Annotated in this window: 11 protein-coding genes and 1 rRNA gene; 1 reads left to right on the top strand and 11 read right to left on the bottom strand. The window is 71.4% G+C overall.

Annotated elements, in window-relative coordinates; translation table 11 throughout:
- The 10 genes from J5Y04_RS09875 to J5Y04_RS09830 all read right to left on the bottom strand — a co-directional run.
- A 16S ribosomal RNA gene (locus J5Y04_RS09875) occupies positions 1 to 121 on the bottom strand; the annotation flags it as partial.
- A gap of 684 nt (positions 122 to 805) precedes the next feature.
- Positions 806 to 2329 carry a CoA-acylating methylmalonate-semialdehyde dehydrogenase gene (locus J5Y04_RS09870; protein WP_209411485.1) on the bottom strand — a complete coding sequence of 508 codons (1524 nt, stop codon included), beginning with the start codon at positions 2327 to 2329 and terminating at the stop codon, positions 806 to 808.
- Between the two features lie 208 nt (positions 2330 to 2537).
- On the bottom strand, positions 2538 to 3320 hold the full coding sequence (locus tag J5Y04_RS09865; RefSeq protein ID WP_209411484.1) for a hypothetical protein: 783 nt from the start codon (positions 3318 to 3320) through the stop codon (positions 2538 to 2540).
- 156 nt (positions 3321 to 3476) lie between these two features.
- Positions 3477 to 3908 carry a hypothetical protein gene (locus J5Y04_RS09860; RefSeq protein ID WP_209411482.1) on the bottom strand — a complete coding sequence of 144 codons (432 nt, stop codon included), beginning with the start codon at positions 3906 to 3908 and terminating at the stop codon, positions 3477 to 3479.
- Positions 3909 to 4038: 130 nt separating this feature from the next.
- On the bottom strand, positions 4039 to 5433 hold the full coding sequence (locus tag J5Y04_RS09855) for an FAD-binding oxidoreductase (RefSeq protein WP_209411480.1): 1395 nt from the start codon (positions 5431 to 5433) through the stop codon (positions 4039 to 4041).
- Between the two features lie 78 nt (positions 5434 to 5511).
- Positions 5512 to 6315 (bottom strand): ABC transporter permease, encoded by an 804-nt coding sequence (locus tag J5Y04_RS09850; protein WP_148642749.1) that lies wholly within the window; start codon positions 6313 to 6315, stop codon positions 5512 to 5514.
- Positions 6315 to 7259, bottom strand: a complete 945-nt coding sequence (locus J5Y04_RS09845; protein WP_209411478.1) for an ABC transporter permease — start codon at positions 7257 to 7259, stop codon at positions 6315 to 6317. The genes J5Y04_RS09850 and J5Y04_RS09845 overlap by 1 nt, the downstream gene beginning before the upstream one ends.
- On the bottom strand, positions 7256 to 8398 hold the full coding sequence (locus tag J5Y04_RS09840; protein WP_209411476.1) for an ABC transporter ATP-binding protein: 1143 nt from the start codon (positions 8396 to 8398) through the stop codon (positions 7256 to 7258). Before J5Y04_RS09840 ends, J5Y04_RS09845 begins: the two co-directional genes overlap by 4 nt.
- 37 nt (positions 8399 to 8435) lie before the next feature.
- The gene (locus J5Y04_RS09835; protein WP_209411474.1) at positions 8436 to 9689 is read right to left on the bottom strand and encodes a PotD/PotF family extracellular solute-binding protein; all 1254 of its coding nucleotides are present in this window, start codon (positions 9687 to 9689) and stop codon (positions 8436 to 8438) included.
- Positions 9690 to 9740: 51 nt separating this feature from the next.
- On the bottom strand, positions 9741 to 11252 hold the full coding sequence (locus tag J5Y04_RS09830; protein ID WP_209411472.1) for a gamma-aminobutyraldehyde dehydrogenase: 1512 nt from the start codon (positions 11250 to 11252) through the stop codon (positions 9741 to 9743).
- A 445-nt stretch (positions 11253 to 11697) separates the two neighbouring features.
- Between J5Y04_RS09830 and J5Y04_RS09825 the strand changes: the two genes are divergently transcribed.
- On the top strand, positions 11698 to 13350 hold the full coding sequence (locus J5Y04_RS09825) for a PucR family transcriptional regulator (RefSeq protein WP_209411470.1): 1653 nt from the start codon (positions 11698 to 11700) through the stop codon (positions 13348 to 13350).
- 3 nt (positions 13351 to 13353) lie between these two features.
- On the opposite strand, the gene J5Y04_RS09820 is transcribed toward J5Y04_RS09825, so the two are convergent.
- Positions 13354 to 14553, bottom strand: a complete 1200-nt coding sequence (locus J5Y04_RS09820; protein WP_209411468.1) for a spermidine/putrescine ABC transporter substrate-binding protein — start codon at positions 14551 to 14553, stop codon at positions 13354 to 13356.
- Positions 14554 to 14575: the final 22 nt, after the last annotated feature.

Below are 14575 nucleotides of genomic sequence, written 5' to 3'. Positions count from 1 at the left end.
TTGCCCACGTGTTACTCACCCGTTCGCCACTGATCCACCCCGAAGGGCTTCACCGTTCGACTTGCATGTGTTAAGCACGCCGCCAGCGTTCGTCCTGAGCCAGGATCAAACTCTCCGTGAATGATTACGGGTAATCCCGTTCACACCCGCGTTGAGCGGCACGGCAACCACCGGAATAGGGCGGCCCCGCGCACTGCGTCCTCGCTGTGTTATTTCAAAAGGAATCTCCAACCCCGGAACAAGTCCGAGGCCGGGGATGTCAACATATCTGGCGTTGACTTTTGGCACGCTGTTGAGTTCTCAAGGAACGGACACTTCCTTCGGACCGCCTTCCAGCGGGCCCTCCGGGCGCTTCGTTCTTTCGTGTTCCCAGCTTATCAGATATTTTCCGCTCCGTTTCCGGCGCTTCGTTCATCCAACTCGCTGATGTCTTCTGCGGCTTGACGCCCCGTCCGACGTTTCAAACTCTAGCCCATCCCCGCTCCGAGAAGCGAATCCGGCCGCAACCCATATAAACGGACACGCCGAATAAGACCCGAGCCGCACCGCCGAAAAAGGCAAAGCACGACCCAGCCCGAACCGGGAAGTGGTGTTTCTAGGGATTGGCCGCTCCGGGACCGTCCGCGCCGATGCGTGTCCGGTGCTCCCTGCCGAGCGACTAGGGAACACTACGCCAACCAACGAGCCGGCGCAAACGGTCCCTCCGGCGCGCGGCACGCACCCGCGGACTCACCGGCGACGTGCGAAAGGCCGCCGGCCGGACCCCGGGGGGAGGGGTCCGGCCGGCGGGCGGGTGGGGCGGGGTTCAGCTGTTGGTGGGGAAGCCGAGGTTGATGCCGCCGTGCGAGGGGTCGAGCCAGCGCTGGGTGACGGCCTTGCCCCGGGTGAAGAACTGCACGCCGTCCGGGCCGTACGCGTGGGTGTCGCCGAACAGGGAGGCCTTCCAGCCGCCGAAGGAGTAGTAGGCGACCGGCACCGGGATCGGCACGTTGATCCCGACCATGCCGACCTCCACCTCGTACTGGAAGCGCCGGGCCGCGCCGCCGTCGTTGGTGAAGATGGCGGTGCCGTTGCCGTACGGGTTGGCGTTGATGAGGGCGACGCCCTCCTCGTACGAGGCGACGCGCACGACGGAGAGCACCGGGCCGAAGATCTCGTCGTTGTAGACGGACATGCCGGGCTTCACGTGGTCGAACAGCGTGGGGCCGAGCCAGAAGCCGTCCGCCGTCGGGGCGCCGTTCTTGTCCTCGGCGGTGATCGCGTGCTTGCGGCCGTCGACGGAGAGCTCCGCGCCGTCCGCGACACCGGACTCCACGTAGGAGGTGACCTTGTCCCGGTGCTGGCCGGTGACCAGCGGACCCATCTCGGAGTCGCCGTTGCAGCCGGGGCCGACCTTCAGCTTGGCCATCCGCTGCTTGATCTTCTCGACCAGCTCGTCGCCGATCGGGTCGACGGCGACCAGCACCGAGACCGCCATGCAACGCTCGCCGGCCGCGCCGAAGCCGGCGTTGATGGCGGCGTCGGCGCTGAGGTCGAGGTCGGCGTCGGGCAGCACCAGCATGTGGTTCTTGGCGCCGCCGAGCGCCTGCACGCGCTTGCCGTAGCGGGTACCGGTCTCGTAGACGTAACGGGCGATCGGGGTGGAGCCGACGAAGCTGACCGACTTGATGTCGGGGTGCTCCAGCAGGCGGTCGACGGCGACCTTGTCACCGTGCACGACGTTGAAGACGCCGTCCGGTAGCCCGGCCTCCTTCCACAGCTCGGCGAGGAAGTTGGCCGCCGACGGGTCCTTCTCGGAGGGCTTCACCACGACGGTGTTCCCGGCCGCGATGGCGATCGGGAAGAACCACATCGGCACCATGGCCGGGAAGTTGAACGGCGAGATGATCGCGACCGGGCCGAGCGGCTGGCGGATCGAGTAGACGTCGACGCCGGTCGAGGCCTGCTCGGTGAAGCCGCCCTTGATGAGCTGCGGGATGCCGCAGGCGTACTCGACGACCTCCAGGCCGCGGGCGATCTCACCGAGCGCGTCGGAGTGCACCTTGCCATGCTCGGAGACGATGATCGCGGCCAGCTCGTCCCGGCGGGCGTTGAGCAGCTCGCGGAAGCTGAAGAGGACCGTGCTGCGCTTGGCCACCGAGGCGTTGCGCCACTCTCCGAAGGCCGACGCCGCGGCGGCCACGGCCTGGTCGACCTCGGCGATCTCCGCGAAGTCGACGTGGCCCGCGACCTGGCCGGTGGCCGGGTCGAAGATGTCACCGCGACGGGGAGCGGTGCCGGCGGTGGCGACCGGCTCGCCGCCGATCCAGTGGATGATGTGCTTGCTCAAGTCCCTCTGCCTCCGAAGTCCCGGGCGGCGTCCTGCCGTAGTCCCTGGTGTGGCGCCGCCCGCGAGTGGGCCGGGCGACGGGATCACGGGGCTACCGCGCTCACCACCCAGTCTGGTGGCCGCCGTGCCCGGCCTCAACGAACAGGCTGACGGGCATCGGGGATTCAGCCTTACAGGTCGTAGGCCGGCTGGGCCGAACGGGCGAGGATCAGCCTTCTTCGGGCTCCGGGGACTCCTCCTCGACGTCCTCCAGGTACGGGTCATGGAGCCCGTCCGGGGCCTCCCGGGTCTCCAGCAGGTCCAGCCGGAGGTCCTGTGCCCAGGCCAGTGCCCACCGCTTCAGCCCGTCGACCTCGCCCCCCGCGACTCCCCTGGCCCGGAACCGTCCGTCGGCCGCCTCGGCCAGTGTCTCCAGCCGGTCGGCGAGAACGGTGGGCTGGAAGTCGGTGTCCAGCGCACCCGCCAGCGCGAGCAGCTCGCCCTCCCGGTACCAGGCGGTCAGCACGTGGACGTCGACCAGGTCGCGGGGAAGGCCGCGGTCGGCGAGCAGCATGGTGGCCAGCGCGGCCGCGTCCTCCAGGGCGACGGCGGTCATCGGCAGCGGCGCCTCCGGTTCGCCGAGGTCCAGGCGGACCGGGCGGTGGCCCAGCGGCTCCTTGCGCAGCTCCACCGTGTGCGTCCGCCCGCCGAGGGCCAGCCGGACGGCGAGCTGCTCCAGGCGCGGCGTGCCCGGGCGTTCGGCCACCCCGCCGCCGGCCGCCCGGTAGGCGGCGGCCAGCTCGGCGGCGGCCTGCGGCAGGTCGGTGCCGCCGCTGGTCACCAGGGTGAGCCCGTCCTGCGGACAGGCCGGCACCCCGTGCGCGCGCAGCGCGTGCCCTCCGGCGAGGGCGAGCCCGAGCCGGTCGCAGACGGGCCGGGCCAGCTCGGCGAGCCGCTGCTGGGCCGGCCCCGGGCGGAGGGACGCGTCGAGGGCGTCCGGGGCGGTGGTCACGCTTCCAGTCTGACCCGGGCGCCCGTCCTGCGCGCCCACGCGCCGCCGGCCCCCACCCGTCCCGAGCGGCCCCGGCCCGACCGGTACGGGACGGGCAAGCCCCGGACCGACCGGTGCGGGCCTTCCCGGAGCCGGCCGCCCGGACCGGGGGCGGAGTCACCAGTCGGTCAGCCGGGCGGCGGCCTCGTGCAGGGCGAGCTCCAGCAGGACCGGGTCGTTGAGCCGACCGGAGCCGTCGGGTGGCACGAGCCAGCGCACGCCCCGGCTGCGCCGTCCGGGGTGCGGGACGACGATCCAGGTGCCGTCGCCCGCGGTTCTCACCCCGGTGCCGACCCAGCGGGCGGCCGTCCCGACCGGGACGAGGAAGCCGACGCTCTCCCCTCCGAAGTCGGTGAGGACCGGCCCGCAGGAACGGGCGTCCAGGATGTCGAGGACGGGACGGCCGAGCCGGCCCGGCACCGACAGGACGTCCCAGCGCCGGCCGGCGGGCAGCAGCATCAGGCCCGGCCCGGTGCGTTCCCACTGTTCCCGGCAGGACTCCGGATCCGGTGCCGCCTCGGCGAGCCAGTGCAGTCCGGTGCTCTCCATGTCCCGTCCCCGTCTCTCGGCGTTGTCGCCGGTCGTGGCGCGACGGGAAACCCGAGACCCGCCGTCACCAACGAGAGGCGGACGGCGGGTCTCTCTTACACCGGTACCGGATCACGTGATCCGAACGGGCTCAGCTGTCGAAGCCCAGCCCCATCCGGTCGAGGGTGCGCAGCCAGAGGTTGCGCCGGCCGCCGGTGCGGTCGGCCCGCTGGAGCGAGCGGGTGGTGATCTCGATGCCGGCCCACCGGACCGGCTCGGGCGGGAACGGCAGCGGCTTGCTGCGCACCATCTCCAGTGAGGTGCGCTCGGTCCGGGCGCCGTCCAGCAGGTCGAGCATCACCTCGGCGCCGAACCGGGTGGCGCCGACGCCGAGCCCGGTGTAGCCGGCCGCGTAGGCGACCCGGCCGCGGTAGGCGGTGTCGAAGAAGGCGCTGAACCGGGTGCAGGTGTCGATCGCGCCGCCCCAGGCGTGGGTGAAGCGCAGCCCCTCCAGCTGCGGGAAGCAGCGGAAGAAGTTGTGTGCCAGGGTGCGGAACGTCTCCGGCCGCTGGTCGTACTCGTTCCGGACGTGCCCGCCGTAGTGGTAGACCGCGTCGTAGCCGCCCCAGAGGATGCGGTTGTCTGCGGAGAGCCGGAAGTAGTGGAACTTGTTGGCGCTGTCGCTGAGCCCCTGGCGGCCCTGCCAGCCGATGGCGGCGAGCTGCTCCGCGCTGAGCGGCTCGGTCATCAGCGCGTAGTCGTAGACCGGGACGACGAACGGGCGGACCCGCTTGACCAGCGACGGGAAGACGTTAGTGCCGAGCGCGACCCGGCGGGCGAAGACCCGCCCGTACGGGGTGCGGACGGCCATGCCGCTGCCGTGCTCGCTCAGGTCGGTGGCCCGGGTGTGCTCGAAGATCCGCACGCCCTGGGCCTCGCAGGCGGCCTTGAGGCCCCAGGCCAGCTTGGCGGGGTGGACCATCGCCACGCCCTCCTTGTCCCAGATCCCGCCGAGGAAGGTCGGCGAGTCGACCTGGGCGCGCAGCTCGTCGCGGTCGAGCACGGTGACGTCGAGGCCGTACTCGGCGACGGCCTCGGCGACCTCGTGCAGCTCTTCGAGCTGGTGGGGCTGGGTGGCGATGTCGATCTCGCCGGTGCGCTCCCACTCGGCGTCGATGCCGTAGCGCTTGAGGGTGTCCTCGATGCCGTCCAGGTTGGCGGCACCGAGGCGTTCCAGCTGCCCGAGTTCGGCGGGCCACCGCTGCAGGCCGTTGCCGAAGCCGTGGGTCAGGCTGGCCGCGCAGAATCCGCCGTTGCGCCCGGACGCGGCCCACCCCGCTTCCTTGCCCTCGACCAGGACGACGTCCAGCGAGGGGTCGCGCTCCTTGGCGATCAGCGCGGTCCAGAGGCCGGAGTAGCCGCCGCCGACGACCAGCAGGTCGCAGTGGACGTCGCCGACGAGGGCGGGCAGTGCCTCCGGCCTGCCCGGGTCCTCCAGCCAGAAGGGGGTGGGCCTGGCGTCACTGAGTGCGCGGGCGGAGTCCATGCATTATCAGCCACTTTCTGCACATTGATGATGGTTGCGGGCCCCTGCCGACGGTATGCCGGCAGGCGGCCCGGGCGGTCAGGCCGTGGCCTTCCGGCGGTTGCCGAGCCACTGGCCGGCGACGGTGAGCGCGACGGCGGCGACGAACATCGCGGTGCCGATGACGTTCACCTGCACCGGGATGCCGCGCTGCGAGGCGCCCCAGACGAACATCGGGAAGGTGACCGTGGTCGGCCCCGAGTTGAACTGGGTGATGATGAAGTCGTCGAAGGAGAGCGCGAAGCTGAGCAGCGCGCCGGCGGCGATGCCGGGGGCGGCGAGCGGCAGGGTGACCCGGAGGAAGGTCTGGACGGGGGTGGCGTAGAGGTCCTGGGCGGCCTGTTCGAGCCTCGGGTCCATGCTCATCACGCGTGCCTTGACCGCCGTCACGACGAAGCTCAGGCAGAACATGATGTGCGCGATCAGGATGGTCGTGAAGCCGAACGGGATGCGCATGTTGAGGAAGAGCGTGCCCAGCGAGGCGGCCATCACCACCTCGGGCATGGCCATCGGCAGGAAGATCATCGCGGTGGTGGCCGATCGGCCGCGGAAGCGGTAGCGGGCCAGCGCGAAGGCGACCATGGTGCCGAGGACGGTGGCGCCGATGGTGGCGAGCACCGCGACCTGGAGGCTCAGCGAGAGCGACTGGCACATGTCGGCGACGCCGCAGGGGTTGGTCCAGGCGTCGGTGGAGAACTCGGACCACTCGTAGTTGAACTTGCCGACCGGCTTGTTGAACGAGAAGGCGAGCACCACCAGGTTGGGCAGCACCAGGTAGGCCAGGGCGAGCAGGCCCGCGAGCACCACCAGGTGGGCGCGGATCCATGTGAACACTCGGGACATCAGACCAGTTCCTCCGTCCCGGCCTTGCGCATGTAGACCGTCACCATGCCCAGGATCAGGGCCATCAGGATGAAGCTCAGCGCGGCCGCCGTGGGGTAGTCGAGCACGTTCAGGAACTGCTTCTGGATGCCGTTGCCGACCATCTGCTCGCTCGGCGAGCCCAGCAGCTGGGCGTTGATGTAGTCGCCGGACGCCGGGATGAAGGTGAGCAGCGTGCCCGCGACGACACCCGGCAGCGAGATCGGGAAGGTCACCTTGCGGAAGGTGGTGAACGGGCGGGCGTAGAGGTCGCCGGCCGCCTCGTGCAGGCGCGGGTCGATCCGCTCCAGCGAGGTGTACAGCGGCAGGATCATGAACGGCAGGAAGTTGTAGGTGAGGCCGCAGACCACGGCGAGCGGCGTGGCGAGCACCCGGTCGCCGGAGGTGAGGCCGATCGCGCTGGTGAGGTCCAGGACGTGCAGCACGTTGAGCGCGCCGACCACGGGGCCGCCGTCCGAGAGGATCGTCTTCCAGGCCAGCGTGCGGATCAGGAAGCTGGTGAAGAAGGGCGCGATCACCAGGATCAGGATGACGTTGCGCCAGCGCTTGCTCGCCTTGAAGGCGATCGTGTACGCGAGCGGGTAGCCGATGGCCAGGCACATCACGGTCGCGGTGGCGGCGTAGCCGAACGAGCGGACGAAGTGCCAGCGGTACTCGACCAGGGCGTCCCAGTAGGTGGCGAAGTGCCAGGTGACGCGGAAGCCGTCCTCCAGCGAGCCGGTCTGCAGCGAGGTGGAGCCCTGGTAGACCATCGGCACGGCGAAGAAGACGACCAGCCAGGCGATGCCGGGCAGCAGCAGCCAGTACGGGGTGAGCTTGCGCTTCGGCCTGGGGGCGGCGTCGGGCAGGGGGCTGCCGTCGGGGGGTATGGCCTGCGGCGGTGCCGCCGGGGTGGTGGTGGTCATGCCGCCTCCTCCCCGGTGCCCGCGTCGATCGCCTGCGCGGCGTCCAGGGCGAAGGAGTGCGCCGGGTTCCAGTGCAGGACGACCGGTGCGCCGGGGACGATCCGGGCGTCGCGCTCCATGTTCTGCTCGAAGACGGTGACCTCCTGGCCCCCGTCGGTGCGCACCAGGTACTGGGTGGAGACGCCGATGAAGCTGGAGTCGGCCACGGTGCCGGTCAGCCGGTTGCGGCCCTCGGCGACCTCGGCGGAGACGTGCTCGATGGTGATCTTCTCCGGGCGGACCCCGAGGTGGACCTTCTTCGTGTCGGTGGCGCAGCGGGCCTTCGGGACGGCGAGCCGGATGCCGCCGCAGGTGAGCAGCAGGTCGTCGCCCTCGCCTCCGGTGACCTCGGCGGGCAGCAGGTTGGACTGGCCGAGGAAGTTGGCCACGAAGGTGGTGGCGGGGTTCTCGTAGAGGTCGGCGGGCGCGCCGAGCTGTTCGACCCGGCCGCCGTTCATCACCGCGATGGTGTCGGCCATGGTCATGGCCTCCTCCTGGTCGTGGGTGACGTGGACGAAGGTGATGCCGACCTCGGTCTGGATCCGCTTGAGCTCCAGCTGCATCTGGCGGCGGAGCTTGAGGTCGAGGGCGCCGAGCGGCTCGTCGAGGAGCAGCACCTGCGGGTGGTTGATCAGTGCCCGGGCGACGGCGACGCGCTGCTGCTGGCCGCCGGAGAGCTGGTGCGGCTTGCGCCGGGCGTACTGGCCGAGCTCGACCAGCTCCAGCATCTCGTCGACCTGCTTCTTGACGTCCTTCTTGCCGCGCCGGCGCAGGCCGAAGGCGACGTTCTCGAAGATGTCGAGGTGCGGGAAGAGCGCGTAGCTCTGGAAGACGGTGTTCACCGGCCGCTTGTACGGGGGCAGGGCGGTCACGTCCTGGCCGCCGATCAGGACGGTGCCGCTGGTGGGCTCCTCCAGTCCGGCGATCATGCGCAGGGTGGTGGTCTTGCCGCAGCCGGAGGCGCCGAGCAGGGCGAAGAAGGAGCCCTGCGGGACGGTCAGGTCGAGCGGCTGGACCGCGGTGAAGGAGCCGTAGGTCTTGCCGATGCCGGTGAGGCGGACGTCGCCGCCGGTGGCCGCGGAGCGCTGCTGCTCTGTCATGGGTGGTGTCTCTCTGGTTCTCTGCCGTCAGTGGGGGTCAGGCGCCGATGAGCTTGGAGAACTTCTCCTCGAAGCCGCTCTCCTCGGTCTCGGTGAGGGTCCGGAAGACGTGCGCCTTGGCCGCCATCTCGGGGGTGGGGACGACCAGCGGGTTGGCCGCGCTGTCCGGGGCGAGGGTGGCCAGCTCCTCCTTCATCCCGGTGACGGCGGAGACGAAGCCGATGCCCGCGACCAGCTGCGCCGCGATCTCCGGCTGATAGTAGAAGTCGATCAGCTTCTCGGCGTTGGTCTTGTGCTGCGCCTTGGCCGGGACCAGCATGTTGTCCGTCGACGTGACGAAGCCCTTCTCGGGTATGACGAACTCGATGTCCGGGTTGTCGGCGCGCAGTTGGATGAGGTCGCCACCCCAGGCGACGCAGGCCGCGATGTCGCCGGAGGAGAGCTCCTGGCCGTAGTCGTTGCCGGTGAAGCGGCGGATCTGCTTGCTGTCCACCGCCTTCTGGAGGCGGGCGATCGCCGCGTCGTAGTCGTCGGCGGTGAACTTCGCCGGGTTCTTGCCCATGTCGAGCAGGGTCATCCCGATGCTGTCGCGCATCTCGGAGAGGAAGGTGACCCGACCCTTGAGGTCCGGGTCGTCCAGCAGCTGCGCGATGCTGGTGACCTCCTTCCCCTTGGTGGCCTTCTTGTTGTAGGCGACCACCGTCTGGATGCCGGCCCACGGGTAGCTGTAGAGCCGGCCCGGGTCCCAGTCGGGGGCGCGGAAGCGGGACTCGACGTTGGTGATGGCGGTGGTGACGTTGGCCGGGTTGAGCTTCTGCGCCCAGCCGAGGCGGATCAGCCGGGCGGCCATCCAGTCGGTGAGCACCACCAGGTCGCGGCCGGTGTCCTGGCCGGCGGCGAGCTGCGGCTTGACCTTGCCGAAGAACTCGACGTTGTCGTTGACGTCCTCGGTGTACTTGACCTTGATCCCGGAGGCGGCGGTGAAGGCCTCCAGCGTGCCGTGCTTCTCCTTGTCCTTCTCGTCGGTGTCGACGTAGAGCGGCCAGTTGGAGAAGTTCACCTCCTTCTCGCTGTCCGAGAGGTCCTTGGCGGCGTTCGCCGTGGAGTCGCCGGTGCCGGCGGTCCTGGCGGCCGGGATGCCGCAGGCGGCCAGGCTTCCCGCGCCGGCGGTGAGGGCGGCGGCGCGCAGCAGGGTACGGCGGCTGAGGGCGGCCCGGCCGCCGGTCAGGCTGCGTTCCCAGGCCTTGCGGACCGGTTCCGACAGGCCGTCGGTGAGCTCGTTGAACGCCATGGAACGGGCCTCCTGGGGAGAGAGGGGGGTGAGGGGGGCCACCCGGGCCGGTTATCTGTCTCCGAAGACGGTGCGGTGCCAGTCCTTGCGGGCGACCGCGGTGGTGTCGAACATGACGTGCTTGACCTGGGTGTACTCGTCCAGCGAGTACTGCGACATGTCCTTGCCGTAGCCGGAGGACTTGTAGCCGCCGTGCGGCATCTCGCTGATGATCGGGATGTGGTCGTTGACCCAGACGCAGCCGGCCGCGATCTCCCGGGTGGCCCGCAGCGAGCGGTGGACGTTGCTCGTCCAGGCCGAGGCGGCCAGGCCGTACGGGGTGTCGTTGGCCAGCCGCAGGCCCTCGTCGTCGCCGTCGAAGGGCAGCACGACCAGGACGGGGCCGAAGATCTCGCCCTGGACGATCTCGCTGTCCTGGGCGGCGCCGGTGACCAGGGTGGGGGCGTAGTAGGCGCCGCGGGTGAGGTCGCTGCCGTCGTGGCCCTTCTCGGGGGAACGGCCGCCGGTGACGACGGTCGCGTAGGAGCGGGCGCGCTCGACGAAGCCGGCCACCCGGTCGCGGTGGGTGTGGGAGACCAGCGGGCCCAGGTCGGTCTGCGGGTTCAGCGGGTCGCCGAGCCGGACCGCGCCGTACAGCTCGGCGACGCCGGCCACGAAGGCGTCGTAGAGCGGCCGCTGCACGTAGGCTCGGGTGGCGGCGGTGCAGTCCTGTCCGCCGTTGATCAGCGAGGCGGCGACCGCTCCGTGCACGGCGGCCTCCAGGTCCGCGTCGTCGAAGACCACGAACGGGGCCTTGCCGCCGAGCTCCAGGTGGGTGCGCTTGACGCTCGCGGTGGCGAGTTCGGCGACGCGCCTGCCGACGGGGGTGGAGCCGGTGAAGGACACCATCGCGACGTCCGGGTGGGAGACCAGGTGCTCGCCCGCGGTGCGCCCGGCACCGGTGACGACGTTGACCACGCCGTCCGGGATGCCGGCCGCAGCGCAGGCCCTGGCGAACATCAGCGAGGTCAGCGGGGTCAGTTCGGCCGGCTTGAGGACGATGGTGTTGCCCGCCGCGATCGCCGGGAGGATCTTCCAGGCGGCCATCTGCAGCGGGTAGTTCCACGGCGAGATCGAGCCGACCACGCCGACCGGCTCGCGCCGCACGTACGAGGTGTGGTCGCCGGAGTACTCGCCGGCCGCCTTGCCCTCCAGGTTGCGGGCGGCCCCGGCGAAGAACGCCGTGTTGTCGATGGTCCCGGGGACGTCGAACTCGGTGGCCAGCTTGACCGGCTTGCCGGTCTGCGCGGTCTCCACCGCGGCGAGGTCGGCGGCGGCGTCGGTGAGGACGGCGGCCAGCCGGGTCAGCGCCTCGGAGCGGGCGCCCGGGGTGGCGCCGGCCCACTCGGGCAGCGCCGCCCGGGCGGCCGCCACCGCGGCGTCGACCTGCCCGGTGGAGGCCAGGGAGATCTGCTCGACCACGCTGCCGTCGGCGGGGTTGACGACCTGGAAGGGCTCGCCGCTCCCCCGGCTCTGCCGGCCCGCGATGTACTGCGCGCCCGCGCCGAAGTCGGTCAGGTCCATCTGGTTCCTCCAAGTGCCCGGTGGTTCGGCGGCCCGCGGTTCGAACGCCGTACGGTCTGCCGATCGGCTGGTCCCCGTCATGCTGCCCGTGCCGGCGGGCGCAGGGCCCGTACCGGCGTCGGTACGACTGGTCGAGTCGCCGCGTCTGCGGTACGGGGGGAATCCGGTCCGGTTGATCACCGGGATGCGCGATCCTGACAGCCCCGCGTTACCCCGACAAGGGATTCCACTGTTGCTTTCCGGTTACGCAACGGATTCCGCCGGGATGTTCGTTTTCCGCCACAGCCGACCCGCTGACCATGCCCGTTGGCGCCCGCGCGTGACAAGGGTCACTCCGACAACCTCAGCGCAAAGGGCCTTACAGGGTGGAAGGGTTCGGGGAGGGCAACAGGTCGTCGCCGCGATGGATGATTTACCTGACACTCTGAACCCTGGAGGCCCCGCGATGCTCCCCACCGTCGCCCGCGTGCTCGACCTGGAGGTGATGCGGCGCGGCCTCCCCCAGGTCGTCGCCGGCGCCGCCCACCTGGAGCGCCCGGTCCGCTGGGTCCACGTCAGCGAACTGCCCGACGTCGCCGGTGTCCTGCAGGGCGGCGAGCTGGTGCTGACCACCGGCATCGCGCTGCCCGAGGACCGCGAGGGCCTGGCCCGCTACGTGCGCGAGCTGGACGAGGTCGGGGTGGCCGGGCTGGTCATCGAGTTCGGCCGGCGCTACTTCGACTCGCTGCCGCGCGCCCTGGTGCACGCCGCCGAGCAGCGCGGACTGCCGCTGATCGCGCTCCGCCGGGAGCTGCGCTTCGTCGCCGTCACCGAGGCCGTGCACGCCCTGGTGGTCAACGCCCAGCTGGAGCAGCTGCGCACGTCGGAGGCGGTCCACCAGGTCTTCAACGAGCTGGTGGTGGAGGGGGCCGAACCGGCCGAGGTGGTCCGCCAGGTGGCCCGGATGGCGGGCGGGCCCGTCGTCCTGGAGAACCTCGCCCACCAGGTCCTGGCGCACGACACCGCCGGACGGCCCGAGACCGAGCTGCTGGAGGACTGGGAGCGCCGATCCCGCGGGGTCCGCCCGGCCGGGCGGACCGGCCACGACCCGCGCAGCGGCTGGCTGGTGACCACCGTCGGCGCCCGCGGCCAGGACTGGGGCCGGCTCGTCCTGGTCCAGGACCCGGGGCCGCTGCCGGAGGGCGGCACGCACCCGCACACCATGCTGCTGGAACGCGGCGCCTCCGCGCTGGCGCTCAACCGGCTGGTGGTCCGCGACCGGGAGAGCCTGGAGCGGCAGACCCACCGCACCCTGCTCTCCGGCATCCTCACCCACGCGCTGACCGTCTCCGAGGTGGCCCTGCGCGCCCAGGCGCTCGGCGTGCCGCTGGAGGGCCGGCGGCTGGTCGGCGTGGTGCTGCGCCAGCGCCGCGGGCCGATCCCGGCCGCCCTGGAGGCCCAGGCCCGCCTGCGCGACTTCACCGAGCTGGCGGCGAGCGCCGTCCGCGTCTGCCGGCTCTCCGCCCTGGTCGGCGCGCTGGACGACGAGGGCGTGGGCGTGCTGATCGCGCTCGGCACCCAGCAGGACGAGCACGCCGCGCTGGACGCCTTCGCGGCGGCGCTGCGCCGGCTGACCGCGGAGGCGCACCGGGACACCGCCCCGGTACCGGCCCCGGTGGTCGCGGTCGGCTCTTCGGTCGGCTCGGTCCGCGACGCCCGGCGCACCCTGCTGGAGGCCACCCAGGTCGCCGACGCCGCCCTGCACGACGCACCCGGCGGGCGGGCCGCCGCCTACTACCGGCTGCCCGACGTCCGGCTGCGCGGCCTGCTGCACCTGCTGCGCGACGACGCCCGGCTGCAGACCTACGTGGAGCGCGAGCTGGGCCCGCTGCTCGCCTACGACGCCGAGCACAACGCCCAGCTGGTGCAGATGCTGCGGATCTACCTGGAGCAGGGCCGGAACAAGTCCGCGGCGGCCGACGCCGCGCACCTGTCCCGGCCGTCCTTCTACGACCGGTTGCACAAGGTCGAGCGGATCCTCGGCGTCGACCTCGACCAGGTGGAGTCCTGTCTCTCCCTGCACGTGGCGCTGCTCGCACTGGACGCCGTGCGCAGGTAGCCGTCAGACCCCGGTGATGCGGCCCCACACCTTGTGCAGGCCCGGCCGCTCGGCCGAGGTGACGTCGCGCATGGTGTGCAGCCGGGCCCGCATCTCCTCGGTCGGGAAGACCAGCGGGTGCTCCGCCAGCTCGGCCTTCTCCTTGTCCCCGCTGGCCGCCAGCACCTCGCGGGCGGCCGGCACCGGGCAGATGTACTGCACGGCGGCGGCCAGTTCGGCGGCCACCTCGGGCTGGTAGTAGTGGTCGATCAGCAGCTCGGCGTTGCGCTTGTGCCCCGCCCGGTTCGGGATGAGCAGGCTCTCCGCCCAGAGCTCCCCGCCCTCCTCCGGCACCACGAAGGCGATGTCCGGGTTCTCGGCGGTGAGCTGGACGGCGTCGCCGGAGTACGCCTGGCAGGCCAGCGCGGCGCCGGAGGCCAGGTCGCTGGTGTAGTCGTTGCCGGTGAACCGGCGGACGTGCCGGGCGTCGACCATCCTCTGCACCAGGTCCATCGCCCGGTGCGCGTCGTCCTCGGTGAAGGCCGCGAGGTCGGCGCCGTGCGCCAGCATCAGCAGGCCGAGCGCCTCGTCCAGCCCGGCGAACAGGGTGACCCGGCCCTTGAGGTCGGGCGCCCAGAGGTCGGCGGTGGACCGGATCTCCCGGCCGAGCTCCTTGCGGTTGTAGGCGATGCCGGTGATCCCGGACTGCCACGGCACGCTGCGCCGCCGCCCGGGGTCGAACGCCGGGTCGGCCAGCTGCGGGTCCAGCTGGGCGGTGACGTTGGGCAGGTTGGCCCGGTCCATGGTCTGCACCCAGCCGAGCGAGACGTACCGCCCGGCCATCCAGTCGCTGACCACCATGAGGTCGCGGCCGGGGTCGGTGCCCTGGGTGAGCACCGGGCCGATCTTGCCGAAGAACTCGTCGTTGTCGTTGATGTCCTCGGTGTAGGTGACCTGGATCCCGGTCCGCTCGGTGAACGCGTCGAGGGTCGGGCGCCCGCCCTCGTCGTCGGTGTCGATGTACTGCGTCCAGTTGGAGAAGGCCAGCCGCTGCTCGCGCTCGGAGCGGTCCGGGGCCGAGCGGCGGTCCTCGGCGACGTACGCGGACGGGATGCCGCAGCCGGTCAGGCTTCCGAGGCCGAGCAGCCCGGCGGTGCCGAGCACGCTGCGGCGGGTCGGCCGGCGCCGGCCGACCGGGCGGCGGGTGAGGGTGGTGCTGGACATGGTGGGGCCTCCGGAGCATGGG

Source organism: Kitasatospora sp. RG8 (assembly GCF_017813315.1).
In the GTDB taxonomy this organism is placed as follows: domain Bacteria; phylum Actinomycetota; class Actinomycetes; order Streptomycetales; family Streptomycetaceae; genus Kitasatospora.
The sequence above is the reverse complement of the archived record's forward strand: the minus strand, read 5'-3'. Positions and strand labels throughout refer to the sequence as shown.